This window comes from Jeotgalicoccus aerolatus, from assembly GCF_014635205.1.
GTDB lineage: Bacteria > Bacillota > Bacilli > Staphylococcales > Salinicoccaceae > Jeotgalicoccus > Jeotgalicoccus aerolatus.
On sequence record NZ_BMCN01000004.1, the window covers coordinates 14,846 to 29,305 of the forward strand.

Consider the following 14,460-nt stretch of genomic DNA (forward strand, 5'->3'; position numbering starts at 1 on the left):
GGTGTTTTATACTGTCTCAAATAGTTAGGTTAGTCTATCAGGCGTGTTTTTTTGTATTACAATTTTTTATCGTCGATTGAGTTTAAATAATTATGAACTTCATCGATGACGTTTTTTAGAGAATCTTCTTTGAATGGTGATTTCAGATTTGCCAGTTCTACTAAAGCGTTGAACGGTAATGATCCGCCGACCTTACATAAGGCCAGATAATCTTTCCATGCACCCTGGAAATCTTCTTTGGCGCGTTTCCAGAACTGCAGTGCGCAGACTTGAGCGAGCGTGTAGTCAATATAGTAGAATGGTGCACCGAATATATGACCCTGGCGGTGCCAAAATGCGCCGCTTTCTAATGGTTCTATTCCGTCATAATCTGTATGCGGTAAATATTTCTGTTCGATTTTCTTCCATTCCTGGCGTCTTTCTTCAGGCGTCAGTTCAGGGTTTTCATAGACAACATGCTGGAATTCGTCCACTGCAACTCCATAAGGCAAGAACGAAATAGAGCCTGCCATATGTGAGAATTTGAATTTATCAGTATCCTCTTTAAAGAACATTTCCATCCATGGATAAGTAAAGAATTCCATGCTCATCGAGTGAATTTCTGCAGATTCCAAAGTCGGGAATGAATATTCAGGCACAGTCAGATGACGGGACATATATGTTTGAAAAGCATGACCAGCTTCGTGTGTCAGTACTTCGACGTCGCCCTGGGTGCCGTTAAAGTTCGAGAAGATAAACGGCGCTTTATAATCTGCAATCATCGTACAGTAGCCGCCGCCTTCTTTCCCTTTTTTAGCTTCGACATCGAACAGATTGCGTTCAGTCATGAAAGTGTAGAACTCATCTGTTTCAGGCGACAGTTCTTTATACATGGCCGCACCATTTTTCATAATATCTTTAGTTTTGCCTTGCGGTGAAGCATTACCCGTTATAAATTCGAAATTGCTGTCGTAGCTCTTAAGAGAATCGAGACCGATCCGCTGAGCCTGACGTTTTTTTAATTCAGATACGATAGGCACGACGTAATCTTCAACCTGTTTTCTGAATTTCTCAACCATCTTGCGGTCATAATCAATACGGTTCATGCGAATATAACCGAGTTCGACGAAATCTTTGTAGCCGAGTGTAACGGCGATTTCATTTCTTGTTTTAACGAGTGCGTCATAAATATTATCGATTTCTTCAAGGTTATCCCCCATGAAACCTTGAACAGCAAGTGCTGCATCTTTTCTTATTTGACGATCGGGATTTTGCGTATACGGTGCAAATTCCGATAAATTTAATTTTTTGCCGTCAAATTCAATTTCAGCAGAGGCAAGCAGCTTATCGTATTGAGTAGACAGTTTATTTTCTTTTTGAAGCAGAGATTTAACCGAAGGATCATATGCTTTTAAAGCATTATCCGAGAGTGCAAAAAGCTGTGAGCCAAAGCGGGCTTCAAGATCTTCCCGGAATTTGCTCGTCGTGATTGCCTTACGGTATCTGTTTGTGATTTCTGTAAATGACGGATCGTGTTCATCGAAATAGTCGCGCTCTTTGTCGTAGAATTTATCTCGCGTATCGATAGATGAACGGATAGATGCTAATGTGGCCATCGTATCCAGATGGTCAAACTCAGTATTCAGCTTATCGATAACAGCAACTTGAGCGTCCGCAGAATCAGCTGCGTCAAATTCTTTGAGCAGTGCGTCTACTGTTTTTTCGAACTGATCTAAATCTGGACGTTCATATTTAAAATCTTCGAACTTTGTTACCATAAATAATTTCCCCCTTAGTCGTCTTAAAACGATTTTAGCATAATGCTTAAACACCCTGTTACAAATATGGTATCGTTTAGAGTGATAAAATGCTGAAAATGGGGTAATGGATATTAATGCCTTATGCATGCTTTGAATACTTAATGAAAAGAGGAAAATGGAATGAAGAAATTTCTTATACCTATTGGTGTACTTGTTGCAATCATCGTTATCGTTCTAATTATGATTGTGCCGAGATACAACAGCCTGGTTAACCTTGATGAAGAAGTTAATCAGAAAGAATCACAAATTGAAACGCAGCTTCAAAGACGGGGAGATTTAATCCCGAACCTGGTCAGTACAGTACAGGGCTATGCATCACATGAAGAAGAAATATTTACTGAAATTGCTGATGCACGTTCACGACTGGCAGGAGCGAGCGGCGATGTCGAAGAAATGGCTGAAGCAAATAATGAAATGACGAGTGCTTTATCCCGCTTGCTGGCAATCTCAGAAAATTATCCTGATTTACAAGCAAGTGAACAATTTACCGGTTTGAGAGACGAACTGGCAGGTGCTGAAAACCGCATTGCAGTAGCACGTCAGGATTATAATACAGCAGTACAAGATTACAATAGAAATACGAGAACATTCCCGGGGAACATCATTGCAGGAATATTTAATTTTGATGAAAAACCTTATTTCGAAGCGGATGAATCTGCACAAGATGTACCGGAAGTAGATTTTAATACGAACCAAGACGATACTGACGGTGGAGAATAATGAAAAAGTTCTTTGCTTTTATCGGTGCCCTGCTACTTATATTAATTTGCAGCACACCGGCAGAAGCAAGAGTAAACTTGCCGGCACTCAATGAGAGCCATTATTTTGTGCAGGATAATGCCGGTGTACTCAGTGAAAGTTCAATCACTGAAATGAATGAGATGGGTACACATCTTGAAGAAGGTACGGGTGCTGAGCTGCTCCTGATGACGATGGATTCGACAGGACAGGAACACCGTCAGGATTTCGCTTTACGGGCATTGAGAGAATATGGTGTCGGTAAAGCTGAAAAAGATAACGGTATTGTGATTTTCTTAAATCTGGATAATGATAACGAATTTAATAACCGCGGTATCGAAGTTCAGGTCGGCTACGGTGTAGAAGGCTATTTGAACGATGCGAAGATCGGACGGATTATCGATGATGTAGCTTATGACGATTTGGTTGCCGGTGAATATGAAACAGCACTGGTAAATCTGTATTCGGCAATATATGATGAATCATTGAACGCTTACGGTTATGAAGATGGTGAATTCACACGTGAAGAACCAGCAGAAGAAACATCGAGTGGCCAAGCCGAGAACATTTTCGGAGTTATCATTCGCTTAGCTACATTTATGATAGTATTGTATGTCATTTATAAGATGGTTTCCGGCGGCGGCGGTGGCTCCGGCGGTTCTGGCGGATCAGGCGGCAGACGGAGAAGAAGCGGCGGACCCGTTGTGTTCTTCCCGCCGGGCGGCGGCTTTGGCGGCGGTGGAAACTCCGGAGGCGGATTCGGCGGAGGCGGATTTGGTGGCTTCGGCGGCGGTTCCGGCGGCGGAGGCGGCGCAGGACGCGGATTCTAAAAAGTAAATAAGTATACGAGCTTGAGAATCTTGGTTAAAAACCGGATTCTCAGGCTTTTTTACTGGTATTATCTGGAGTGGAACGGTTGGAAGACAGCGGTGAATTCCCGTTGTTAATGAGAAGCGGCCGTACCTCAAATAAACACAAAAAAGCTGAGCTCCTTATAAAAGGCAGCCCAGCTTAAAAGTTTTACATAAAAATAGAAATAATTGCATTCAGCTGATTTTGAATTTCTTCAGCTTCTTGTAAAAAGTCAGCGAACACGGTCTGCAGCAGCACGACGATTCCGTTCATAATTACGTGAACGAAAATCGGTACTAAGAGACGGCCGGTGATGACATATAAAAAGCTGAAGACATATGACATCGATAAATATATCAGAATATGAGTAAAGTCAGCATGGGCAACAGCGAATATCAATCCGCTGACAAGTCCTGCAGCTAAAAATGCGAGCACTTTCTGTGCGGTGCTGTTTATCGGAATCATCTCATAGATCTCTCCGAATATTGCTCTTCTAAATACATATTCTTCAATAATCGGGCCAAATAATACGACGACTAGAATCATCCACGGAGAGTTGAAAATCATATCGACGATTTCTGTTGTATTTTGACTCTCTACGGGATTATTAAATACGTAAATATTGATGACCCCGGCAATAATTTGTGACAGGTACGCCAGGACGACACCGCCGATAATCCATACTGTAGTGAGTAAACCATCTGTTTTTGAACCCAGTTCGATTCTGTTTTTATTCTTATGAATATTACCGATAAGAATAACGATGACAGCACCAAGTCCAAATGTAATCACCTGATAAGGTATCAGTTTTTCAATGAGTTCTCCCGGTCCGAGTGACGGATCTATTGCGGTAAATATTAAGCCGATAGGGAGGAGGGCAAATTGAACTGCTAAAAATGTTAAAATAATTAATATACTGTATACGCGTCTCACGTTTAAACCTCCAATTGCTGAATAGTTTTATCTTACATTAAAAAGTTTAAACTCAAAAGTAATACAGTCTTTTCTCTTGCATTTTTAACCAAGTTTGATTATTATAATTATTGTTAGCACTCATAGAAGACGAGTGCCAAATCACAAGATTAATTTTATATAATTTTAAGATTAATAAGGAGGGCATTTCCGTGTTAAAACCTATTGGAAATCGTGTAGTTGTAGATATCTCAGAAAAAGAAGAAACAACAAAAAGCGGCATCATTCTGACTGATTCTGCCAAAGAAAAACCGCAGGAAGGTACTGTAGTTGCTGTCGGATCAGGCCGCACGCTTGAAAATGGTACACAAGTGGCGCTTGAAGTTAAAGAAGGCGACAGAGTAGTCTATGCAAAATTTGCAGGGACAGAAGTACAGCATGGAGATAATGACTATTTAATTCTCTCTGAATCAGAGCTTTTAGCAGTAATTGAATAATAAAAACTAGATATAACATTCACTTTGGGAGGCAATATAATGGCTAAAGAAATAAAATTTTCAGAAGACGCACGTCAGTCAATGCTGGCTGGTGTAGATAAATTAGCTAATGCTGTTAAAGTAACACTGGGACCAAAAGGACGTAACGTCGTTTTAGATAAAGCATATTCATCACCATTAATTACAAATGATGGTGTCACAATCGCAAAAGAAATCGAATTAGAAGACAAGTATGAAAACATGGGAGCAAAACTCGTTGCAGAAGTAGCTAACCAGACGAATGAAATCGCCGGTGATGGTACGACAACTGCGACTGTACTTGCTCAGGCAATGATTCAGGAAGGACTTAAAAACGTTACAAGCGGTGCAAATCCTGTCGGGATCCGTACGGGAATCGGACGCGCTGTAGAACGCGCAGTTGAAGCACTGCAGGAAGTATCAAAACCTGTACAGGATAAAGAATCCATCGCACAGGTTGGTGCCATATCTGCAAATGATCCTGAAATTGGTGAGTATATTTCTGAAGCAATGGAAAAAGTCGGCAATGATGGTGTAATAACAATTGAAGAATCACGCGGCTTTAAGACTGAACTGGAAGTTGTTGAAGGGATGCAGTTTGACCGCGGTTATTTATCGCCTTATATGGTGACGGACTCTGAAAAAATGATTGCAGAGCTCGACAATCCTTATATTTTAATCACTGATAAAAAAATCTCCAGCATCCAGGACTTAGTGCCTTTACTGGAACAAATTGTTCAGCAGTCACGTCCAATTTTAATTATTGCAGATGACGTTGACGGTGACGCGATGACTAACCTGGTCTTAAACAAAATACGCGGGACATTTAATGTAATCGCAGTTAAAGCACCAGGCTTTGGCGACCGCAGAAAAGCAATGCTTGAAGATATTGCAACACTGACAGGCGGCCAGGTAATTACTGATGAACTGGGTCTGGAATTAAAAGATGCAACATTAGATTTACTAGGTAATGCAGGTAAAGTTCACGTATCAAAAGATGATACGACTATCGTTGAAGGTGCTGGAGACAAAGAAGTCATCTCTGGTCGAGTTAACCAGATTAAAGCACAAATTGAAGAAACAAGTTCAAGCTTTGACAAAGAAAAACTGCAGGAGCGTTTAGCTAAACTTGCAGGCGGTGTAGCAGTGATTAAAGTAGGCGCTGCCACTGAAACAGAAATGAAAGAACGTAAACTCCGCATTGAAGACGCGTTGAACTCAACACGCGCTGCAGTAGAAGAAGGTATTGTAGCAGGCGGCGGTACAGCTTTAGTTGAAGTGTATTCAAAAGTGGCTGAATTGGAAGCAGAAGGTGATGTAAGAACGGGTATCAATATTGTTCTTAAAGCGCTGGAAGCACCGCTCCGTCAAATTGTTGAAAACGCAGGACTTGAAGGTGCAGTCATTGTATCTCAGCTTAAGAATCAGGAAGCAGGTGTCGGCTATAACGCGGCAACTGACGAATGGGTAAATATGATTGATGCAGGTATTGTAGACCCGACGAAAGTCACGCGTTCAGCACTGCAAAATGCAGGCTCAGTAGCGGCAATGTTCTTAACAACTGAAGCGGTTGTTGCGGATATTCCGGAAGAAAATAATGCCCCTGATATGGGTGGCATGGGCGGCGGAATGCCGGGTATGATGTAAATTTAATATGTAGCAAATCAGGTCTTTCTTAAGGTGATTATCCTAAGAAAGACCTTTTTATTTTTTTATAACTGTAGAAAACAATAAAGTGAACTTGTAAAAATGTATTATATGACAATTTTATTTATTTGTTACTGCTGTAGAGTAGGAAACGGAATGTATAAATTGATAGTGGCATATTTTATAAGAACTCTGCTTTCCAATGTTTTTAATAGCAGCAGAGAGATAAAAATCTACTAATTATGTATTTCAATCAAATGCAACTATAAGGAGTATATTATTTATGAGTGATTATAATGCAGTCGCACCAACTAATACGGACCAGGCACCGAAGTTTGACGAATCTTCACAGTCAGCAGCGTTTTCACACTACAGCAATTTATCAGCACAGCTGCCAATCGACCCTTCAACTGGTCAATTAGTAGAAGGCGGTGTTAAAGCACAGGCAGAGCAAAGTTTTAAAAATATCGAAGCGGTGCTTAAAAATTTCGACCACGTCATGAGTGATGTTGTAAGAATTACTGTTTTTGTTACAGATATTCAAGATATCGATGCTGTAAATGAAGTATTCAGTACATTCTTCAAAACGTATGTACCGGCACGTACGAATGTTGCGGTCAATGCTTTACCGATGGGTGCTAAAGTCCAAGTGGAGGCACTGGTTTCACACGGTGTCGGGACGATTCCGAATGCACCTCAGGCTGGGAATTTAATCAAATTAACGAACCACACTTCAAATGCACCATCTAATGTTTTGTCTTCACAGACTGTTGCATTTTCACATTACAATAATATTTCAGCACAGCTGCCAATTGACCCTGTGACAGGCAGAGTCGTCACTGGCGGTATTAAAGCTGAAACTGCACAAAGCTTAAAAAATATTAAAGCCATTTTAAACAGCATCGATGTTCCAATGGATGACGTTGTTAAAGTAAACATCTTTGTTAAAAATCTTGCTGATGTTGAAGCGGTTAACGAAGTTTACTCAACATTCTTCCCGGATTCTTCTATAGCAAGAACAGTTGGCTATGTGCCGGCACGCACTATCGTTCAGGCAGCGGACTTGGAAATGGGTGCTTCTGTACAAATCGAAGCAGCCGTATCTCATGGTGACGGTACGCCGCCACAGGCTATTGAAGACAGACATAACATTGTGATTAAAGCGAATAATACTAAAAATGCACCAGTGGACAACTTATCAACACAAACGGTTGCATTCTCGCACTACAACCACCTGTCAGCACAGCTGCCAATTGATCCGTCAACTGGAAAATTAGTTGAAGGCGGCATTCAGGCACAAACTAAACAGGCTTTAACTAACATTAAAGCGGTAATCGAAAGTGTTGATCACGTAATGGAAGATATGGTTAAAGTAAATATCTTTGTTAAAGATTTGGCTGACATGGAAGCCGTCAACGAAGTTTACGCAGAATTCTTCCCTGAAGGGACGCCAGCAAGAAGAGTCGTCGGGGTTGCAGCACTGCAGGAAGATGCATTAATTCAAATAGACGCAATTGCAGGCAATGCTGAAGGCACACTGCCTGAAACTAAATAATTGAACATTAAAATACGCCGCCACTGAAAAATGACGGCGTATTTCTTATTCCGGCAATATTCTATGGCCGAATTTTTTAAATATAAATGTGCCGATAAAGGTCATGACTAATGTTGATAATCCGACAGTTGCAGCACTGAACCAGTAGGGCAGTCCAAGTACTAAATACAAGGCCAGCGCTACGAAAAGGCCTGCAAATACACTGTATTGCAGCGCATTTAGCCAAACATTTTTTATAAAGTAGCTTAAGGAATAAGCGATTGCCGAGATCGTTACGCCGACAACAACATCGATAATACCTAAGCTGGAAAACATATTTGCAATACCGACTCCGAGAATCATGCCCGGTATGTATTTCCGGTTAAAAAATGGAATGACACAAAGTATCTCGCTGATTCTGAACTGAATTGCGCCTGTGCCGATTGGGTTAATCACAGTCAGTACGACATAAATCGCAGCTAAGACAGCATTAATCGCCATGTTTCTGATATTCATAATTGTAAATCTCCTTAGTTTTTTTGACAGGGAGTTTGCGAACCTGTTTTATTTAATTTTTGACTGATATTGTTTCAGTTACTTCACCAGTTTGAAGACCATTTTTAAATGTTCTTTCGATGAGTGTCATATTATTCTGATAGTCAACAAGCACAACTGTGGAACATCTCGTACCATAATCAAAATCAGGAATATCGATAAAGAGCGGCGATAATTTCTTTTCAAGCTCAAAATCTACACCTGTCTGCTGAACAATGTCATCTGCAGCTTGTGTATCGATGCGGAGCAGATTAAATAATAAATCAACATCGATCTCTGAATCAGTTAATATTCCGTCTAATTTTTCTTTGCCGACCACGACTTTTGGCCATGGTGTATCCAGACGCTCATTTGACAAACCGTGTGTGCCTTCAGCAATACGTGAGATTGTGCTGTCGTAATTATTCATATAAAATAATTCGTCCGGCGTGCCGGCGAGTAAATTAAATCCTGCATAATCATCGGCATGTTCTTTTAAAGCAGTTAAATAGTCTTTTGGCTGCTGGTCGCTGAGCAGATAATTCACCACGAGCTCTCCACGGGATTTTTTCGCTTCTGCTGTCATCTCCTGAGGTGTGCGAATATTAGTCAATGCACCTATTTTACCTGATTTAGACACAGCAAGCCAAGTACCTTTTGCTTTTAAATCGCGGCCGCCTAAAATGTTTTTATAGTCGTCCCAAAAATGCAGCGGTGCGGCTGGCCGTGAGTAAAACTCATCCCGGTTGGCTGCGATGATCAGTTTATATTTTTCATGCGATCCGATATTGAAATTAATTAAACACATTAAAATCACTCCACGGGAATGTCTCCGGCGGCTTGCAGTGTACTTCAACGTACTCATTTTTCGTAGGATGTTTAATTTTTAAATAAGTTGAGTAAAGTGCAATCTGCTGACCGACTTTAGCATTCTTATTATATTTCTGATCACCGAACAGCGGGTGGCCAAAATGAGATAATTGAACACGAATCTGGTGAGAACGTCCGGTATGAAGTTTCACTTTAACCAATGAAAAGTTATTTTTTTCATCGACTGTTTCGTAATCCAGTTTGGCCATTTTTGAACCGCGGTGATTTTTATGAACCACTTTGGAAATATTTTTCTTTTGATCCTTGAACAAATGATTCGTTAAAGTCCCTTTTTTCTGATCTAAATAATTTTCAACAACAGCGTGATACTGGCGTTCAAAATTATGAAGTCTCACTTCATTGGATAATCTCGATGCTGCTTTAGAGGTTTTAGCAAACACAACAGCGCCGCCGACAGGGCGATCCAGGCGATGCACCAGGCCTAAATACACAGCCCCTGGTTTGTTGTATTTCTCTTTAATATATTCCTTTAACATAGTTAATAAGTCTTTATCTTCTGAACTGTCTTCCTGGACAGGGATGTTTACCGGCTTATCGACAATGAGTAAATGGTTATCTTCGTACAATACATTAATCTTCACACATTCCACTCCTTAAAATTCGTAAGTTATATTATACCATCTAAAGCTTAAATATCTTATCACTTTCACAATGTTTCTTTGATAGAATGGCCATAAGTGTAAAATAATACTATTTATCACAGAGGTGGATAATGAAAAAACGCTATTTATTCTTCATAATTATCGGTGCACTAATACTTATACCCTTAATTGTTGCGGGTGTAAGGTATTTTATACCGGTTCCTGACAATGTTGCCTATGAATCTGAAGAATATCAGACGGATCATGCTGAATTTTTATACGACCTTACATATACAGAAAATGAAAACACGACACAAGAGCAGGAAATCTTTGAGGAGATTTATAAGGTGATTGATGAGGCTGAGGAATTTCTCGTTCTCGATATGTTTTTATTTAACGATGATTATAATCATGAAACGCTGGAATTTCCGGAGCTGTCACAAAGCTTAACAGATAAATTGACTGCTAAAAAAGAAGAAAATCCAGAGCTCGAAATTGTCTTCATTTCAGATGGCATCAATACATTTTACGGGACATACACTCCTCCGCATATTCAAGCGCTTATGGATGCCGGTATAGAAGTCGTCTTTACAGATTTGTCGAAACTGAGGGATTCAAATCCGCTGTATTCCGGTTTTTACAGATCGTATTTTCAGTGGTTTGGCAATTCAGAAGACCAGTGGCTTAAAAATGCTTTAAGGCCGGCTGGCCCTGAAGTTAATATCCGCTCATATTTAGAACTGCTGAATTTTAAAGCCAATCATAGAAAATTGATTATCAATGAAAAAAATGGACTGGTGACATCCGCTAATCCTCATGATGCCAGTGCTCATCACTCAAATATCGCTGTGCAATTCAGCGGCGATATACTGCATGACCTCTTAGAATCAGAACGTGCAATTGTTAATTTCAGCGGAGGAAATACTCGGATGTTTAGTGATTTTTCCGATAAACTCCAGGATCAAGCAGATACACCAGAAGGTCAGTATGCTGTAAAACTGATTACTGAAGAAAGAATCAAGGATAATATTCTTAAGATGGTTGATCAAGCTAAGGCAAAAGAGACTTTAAATGTCGGTTTATTTTATTTATCCGACAGAGATATAATTAAAGCCTTTAAAGAAGCACTCGACCGGGGTGTTGAACTGAATATCATTTTAGATATTAATCAGGATGCATTCGGCAATGAGAAAAATGGTGTGCCAAACCGGCCGGTCGCAGATGAGCTGATGAAGCATAATAATCCGCCGAATATCAGATGGTACAAATCGAGCGGAGAACAGTATCATGCCAAATTTATTACACTGGAAACTGAGGAATCACTTATATTCAATGGGGGCTCTGCAAACTTTACAAGACGCAATCTCGATAATTATAATCTGGAAACCAATATGATGGTGACCGCACCGAGGGACAGTGACTTTGCTCAGGAAGTGACAGCATATTATGAGCGCCTATGGACGAACGAGGGGGCTGAGTATACGCTCGACTATGAAGAAGAAGCAGAAGCATCGTTAATTAAAACGATAATGTACAGAGTTCAGGAATTTACCGGTTTATCGACATTTTAATATTAAAATACGGTCCGATGATTTTATGTCATCGGACCGCAAATTGAATAGTTATTTAAAAATCATATCACCTTGGCACCCAGAGAGTTTTTAAAGTGCGCCAGGGCGACGTCGTGTGCTTTTAGATTAAAACTCGATACGCCTTGCTCGTGAATGACAATGTCAAATCCTTTGTTATAGGCATCGATGGCGGTATGAAGAATACAAATGTCGGTACAGACACCAACCAGGTGAATTTCAGTAATGCCGCGGGCACGCAAGCGGTGTTCAACATCTGTTCCAACAAAAGCGGAGTAGCGCGTTTTATCTGTGTAATAGATGTGATCCTGTTCTTTGTTTTCCTGATACAGTGCTTCAAGTTCGCCGTATAAATCGCGTCCTTTTGAGCCGATAATATTATGCGGTACAAACAATTTTGTCTCAGGATGATACGGATCATTTTCTTCATGTGCATCGATCGCAAATATCGTGTAATCCCCATTAACGATAAATTCGCGCGTCGTGCTGACAATGTAGTCATGCAATTTTTGTGCAGGTTCACCGGCAGTCAGTTTTCCGTCTGCAGCGACAAAGTCGTAAGTATAATCGATATTAATCAGTGCTTTCATATTCATTACCCCTTATTAAAAAAAGACAATGGCATGCCATTGTCTTTTTAGTATTTATTATTTTTTGTTGACTGATGCATCGTAAATTGAATCGATGGCTTCAGCAAGTTTAGCATCAAATTCTTCATCGGACTGGCCTGCATTTAAATCACTCGATAAAGCGCGCGAGAAGCTTGCGATAATGCCGTGATTTTCTTTTAATAAATTGTTTGCTTCAGTTCTCGAATATCCGCCTGAAAGTGCTACGACACGAATAACATTCGGGTGGTCTACCAGTTCTTTGTATAAGTCTGGTACAGTCGGGATCGTCAGTTTAAGCATTACAAGTTCACTTTCTGCCAGACCGTTTAACTCTTCTAAAATCGCATCTCTTAACAGTGCTTCAATGTCTTCCTTATCACCGGCATTGATGCTGACCTCAGGTTCGATAATTGGAACAAGTCCTGCAGCAATAATCTGTTTGCCGACTTCAAACTGCTGTTCAACAACTGCTGTAATGCCTTCTTTGTTTGCTGATAAAATATTAGAGCGCATTTTCGTACCAAAAATATTACGTTCGTTTGCACGTGCCAATAATTCATCAAGACCCGGAATCGGCTTCATCAGCTGTACGCCGTTTTCTTCGTCTGCAAGTCCTTTATCGACTTTTAAGAAAGGAACGACGCCTTTGTCAGCAAGGTAGTCGCCTGTGTACTGACCTTCCACTTCGCGGTCCATCGTTTGTTCGAAAAGAATCGCGCCGAGGACTTTATCAGAAGTGAATGAAGGTGAAGTAACGATGCGCGTACGCATTTCATGTACCAGGTCGAACATTTCATCTTCGTTAGAATATTGATCTTCATTGACACCATACGCTTTTAAAGCTTTTGGCGTGCTGCCGCCGCTCTGATCCAGCGCAGCAATAAAACCATTGCCTTGTTTTACTTTATCAAGTTGCTCCTGATTCATTAAAAACACTCCCTAAATAGTTTTCCACTCTTTTATAGTATCCTAAAAAAAACGTTTTACTGCAAGGCCAAATCAGTATCTGAGATAATGTTTAACATATGCAGTAAAAGGAAAGAGACAGTGGTATATAAATATAGGAGGTATGCCAGTTGACACAATTAGCTGAATTAGGTAAATCAGGAATTAAAGTACATCCGATAGCCCTTGGAACAAACTTTGTCGGCGGTTATAATTTATATGGTGACGTCGATGAAGAAGAAGGTAAACAAACTGTAAGAGACGCGCTGGACAGCGGTGTAAACTTGCTGGATACAGCATATATATATGGACCGAAACGTTCTGAAGAATTGATTGGTCAAGTTTTAAAAGAATATAAAAGAGAAGATGTCGTCATTGCTACAAAAGCTGCACACATAGAACTTGATAATGGAGATACTGTAATGGATAATTCTCCAGAGTTTTTAAGCCAAGCAGTAGAAGATGCACTTCAAAGATTGCAGACAGACTATATCGATTTATTTTATATTCATTTCCCGGATGAAGAGACACCGAAAGATGAAGCGGTCGCAGCCCTTTACAAATTAAAAGAGCAGGGTAAAATTAAAGCGATTGGCGTCTCAAACTTTTCACTGGAACAGCTGAAAGAAGCAAATAAAGAGAATCACGTCGATGTGATTCAAAATCAATATAACTTATTAAACCGTGAAGCTGAAAAAGAGATTATGGAATACGCTAAAGAAAATAATATTACCTTTATTCCATTTTTCCCGCTGGCAGCGGGATTGCTTGCAGGTAAATATGATGAGAATACAAAATTTGAAGATTTAAGAAGCAATCTTCCATTTTATCAGGAAGATCAGTTTAAAGATAACTTGCAAAAAGTAGATAAGCTGAAAGAGCTTGCTAAGAAATACGATGAAGATGTCGCACAGATCGTCTTGGCATTTTATTTAACAAGACCGTCTCTCGATGTAATTATTCCAGGTGCGAAAAAAGGGGAGCAGATTAAAGCGAACATGCGGGCTGCGGATATTGAGCTGGACCCTGAAGACGTGGAATATATCGATGAAATATTTAAAGATAATTAACAGCAAAAAGATGGTTAAGGGGTTCCCCTTAACCATCTTTTTTTACTTATCTTTGTAAACAATTAATACGGCAAAGACGCTGCCGACATTGAAATGAATATCGCTGACTTCTATATACTGGTTTTCGTAAAGGAATTCTGAGATTTTTTTATCGAGTCCTTTTTCTGTCATGGCGGAAATTGTTTTAGTTTTTATCACTGAACTATTCCCTCCCTTCAGTAACATATTGAGTTTCAGTATAT

Annotated in this window: 15 protein-coding genes and 1 riboswitch; of the genes, 7 read left to right on the forward strand and 8 right to left on the reverse strand. The window is 40.1% G+C overall.

All coding sequences use genetic code 11. From position 1 onward, the window contains the following. Positions 1-56: 56 nt before the first annotated feature. The gene (locus IEU81_RS09845) at positions 57-1,757 is read right to left on the reverse strand and encodes a M3 family oligoendopeptidase (protein ID WP_186090836.1); all 1,701 of its coding nucleotides are present in this window, start codon (positions 1,755-1,757) and stop codon (positions 57-59) included. 162 nt (positions 1,758-1,919) lie between these two features. On the opposite strand from IEU81_RS09845, the gene IEU81_RS09850 reads away from it, so the two are divergent. Beyond that, positions 1,920-2,519: a LemA family protein gene (locus IEU81_RS09850; RefSeq protein WP_092596706.1), complete on the forward strand. Its 600-nt coding sequence runs from the start codon at positions 1,920-1,922 to the stop codon at positions 2,517-2,519. Further along, complete coding sequence (locus IEU81_RS11070) at positions 2,519-3,367, forward strand: TPM domain-containing protein (protein ID WP_186090838.1); 849 nt, start codon at positions 2,519-2,521, stop codon at positions 3,365-3,367. The genes IEU81_RS09850 and IEU81_RS11070 overlap by 1 nt, the downstream gene beginning before the upstream one ends. Before the next feature lie 190 nt (positions 3,368-3,557). On the opposite strand, the gene IEU81_RS09860 is transcribed toward IEU81_RS11070, so the two are convergent. Continuing rightward, the gene (locus IEU81_RS09860) at positions 3,558-4,322 is read right to left on the reverse strand and encodes a CPBP family intramembrane glutamic endopeptidase (RefSeq protein WP_186090839.1); all 765 of its coding nucleotides are present in this window, start codon (positions 4,320-4,322) and stop codon (positions 3,558-3,560) included. Between the two features lie 191 nt (positions 4,323-4,513). Here IEU81_RS09860 and groES point away from each other — a divergent pair, with 191 nt between their 5' ends. From groES to IEU81_RS09875, 3 genes are all read left to right on the forward strand, one after another. Further along, positions 4,514-4,798: a co-chaperone GroES gene (gene groES, locus IEU81_RS09865; protein WP_186090840.1), complete on the forward strand. Its 285-nt coding sequence runs from the start codon at positions 4,514-4,516 to the stop codon at positions 4,796-4,798. Positions 4,799-4,837: 39 nt separating this feature from the next. After that, entirely contained in the window at positions 4,838-6,463 is a 1,626-nt protein-coding gene (gene groL, locus IEU81_RS09870; protein WP_092596694.1) for a chaperonin GroEL, read from the forward strand. Positions 6,464-6,746: 283 nt separating this feature from the next. Beyond that, positions 6,747-8,018 (forward strand): RidA family protein, encoded by a 1,272-nt coding sequence (locus IEU81_RS09875; RefSeq protein ID WP_186090842.1) that lies wholly within the window; start codon positions 6,747-6,749, stop codon positions 8,016-8,018. A 45-nt stretch (positions 8,019-8,063) separates the two neighbouring features. Here IEU81_RS09875 and IEU81_RS09880 read toward each other — a convergent pair whose 3' ends face one another. The 3 genes from IEU81_RS09880 to IEU81_RS09890 all read right to left on the reverse strand — a co-directional run bounded on the left by IEU81_RS09880 (position 8,064) and on the right by IEU81_RS09890 (position 10,003). Beyond that, entirely contained in the window at positions 8,064-8,513 is a 450-nt protein-coding gene (locus IEU81_RS09880) for a QueT transporter family protein (RefSeq protein WP_231957229.1), read from the reverse strand. Between the two features lie 8 nt (positions 8,514-8,521). Continuing rightward, a riboswitch (PreQ1 riboswitch) is annotated at positions 8,522-8,565 on the reverse strand. After that, positions 8,566-9,339, reverse strand: coding sequence for an NRDE family protein (locus IEU81_RS09885; protein ID WP_186090844.1), 774 nt, complete (start codon positions 9,337-9,339; stop codon positions 8,566-8,568). After that, positions 9,326-10,003, reverse strand: coding sequence for an RluA family pseudouridine synthase (locus tag IEU81_RS09890; protein ID WP_186090845.1), 678 nt, complete (start codon positions 10,001-10,003; stop codon positions 9,326-9,328). The genes IEU81_RS09885 and IEU81_RS09890 overlap by 14 nt, the downstream gene beginning before the upstream one ends. A gap of 131 nt (positions 10,004-10,134) precedes the next feature. On the opposite strand from IEU81_RS09890, the gene IEU81_RS09895 reads away from it, so the two are divergent. Beyond that, a complete protein-coding gene (locus tag IEU81_RS09895) occupies positions 10,135-11,574 on the forward strand; it encodes a phospholipase D family protein (protein ID WP_186090847.1) in 1,440 nt (479 codons plus the stop codon). 62 nt (positions 11,575-11,636) lie between these two features. Here IEU81_RS09895 and IEU81_RS09900 read toward each other — a convergent pair whose 3' ends face one another. Both IEU81_RS09900 and IEU81_RS09905 read right to left on the reverse strand, forming a co-directional pair. Continuing rightward, entirely contained in the window at positions 11,637-12,188 is a 552-nt protein-coding gene (locus IEU81_RS09900) for a cysteine hydrolase family protein (protein ID WP_092596679.1), read from the reverse strand. Positions 12,189-12,239: 51 nt separating this feature from the next. Further along, complete coding sequence (locus IEU81_RS09905; protein WP_092596676.1) at positions 12,240-13,130, reverse strand: fructose bisphosphate aldolase; 891 nt, start codon at positions 13,128-13,130, stop codon at positions 12,240-12,242. Positions 13,131-13,279: 149 nt separating this feature from the next. Between IEU81_RS09905 and IEU81_RS09910 the strand changes: the two genes are divergently transcribed. Continuing rightward, a complete protein-coding gene (locus tag IEU81_RS09910; RefSeq protein WP_186090849.1) occupies positions 13,280-14,218 on the forward strand; it encodes an aldo/keto reductase in 939 nt (312 codons plus the stop codon). A 42-nt stretch (positions 14,219-14,260) separates the two neighbouring features. Here IEU81_RS09910 and IEU81_RS09915 read toward each other — a convergent pair whose 3' ends face one another. Continuing rightward, positions 14,261-14,416, reverse strand: a complete 156-nt coding sequence (locus IEU81_RS09915) for a hypothetical protein (RefSeq protein WP_231957230.1) — start codon at positions 14,414-14,416, stop codon at positions 14,261-14,263. Positions 14,417-14,460: the final 44 nt, after the last annotated feature.

What these genes read in the sequence shown, in the direction of transcription:
- IEU81_RS09845 (WP_186090836.1), bottom strand. Translation starts at nt 1,757, where the DNA reads ATGGTAACAAAGTTCGAAGATTTTAAATATGAACGTCCAGATTTAGAT.
- IEU81_RS09850 (WP_092596706.1), top strand. Translation starts at nt 1,920, where the DNA reads ATGAAGAAATTTCTTATACCTATTGGTGTACTTGTTGCAATCATCGTT.
- IEU81_RS11070 (WP_186090838.1), top strand. Translation starts at nt 2,519, where the DNA reads ATGAAAAAGTTCTTTGCTTTTATCGGTGCCCTGCTACTTATATTAATT.
- groL (WP_092596694.1), top strand. Translation starts at nt 4,838, where the DNA reads ATGGCTAAAGAAATAAAATTTTCAGAAGACGCACGTCAGTCAATGCTG.
- IEU81_RS09875 (WP_186090842.1), top strand. Translation starts at nt 6,747, where the DNA reads ATGAGTGATTATAATGCAGTCGCACCAACTAATACGGACCAGGCACCG.
- IEU81_RS09880 (WP_231957229.1), bottom strand. Translation starts at nt 8,513, where the DNA reads ATGAATATCAGAAACATGGCGATTAATGCTGTCTTAGCTGCGATTTAT.
- IEU81_RS09885 (WP_186090844.1), bottom strand. Translation starts at nt 9,339, where the DNA reads ATGTGTTTAATTAATTTCAATATCGGATCGCATGAAAAATATAAACTG.
- IEU81_RS09895 (WP_186090847.1), top strand. Translation starts at nt 10,135, where the DNA reads ATGAAAAAACGCTATTTATTCTTCATAATTATCGGTGCACTAATACTT.
- IEU81_RS09900 (WP_092596679.1), bottom strand. Translation starts at nt 12,188, where the DNA reads ATGAATATGAAAGCACTGATTAATATCGATTATACTTACGACTTTGTC.
- IEU81_RS09905 (WP_092596676.1), bottom strand. Translation starts at nt 13,130, where the DNA reads ATGAATCAGGAGCAACTTGATAAAGTAAAACAAGGCAATGGTTTTATT.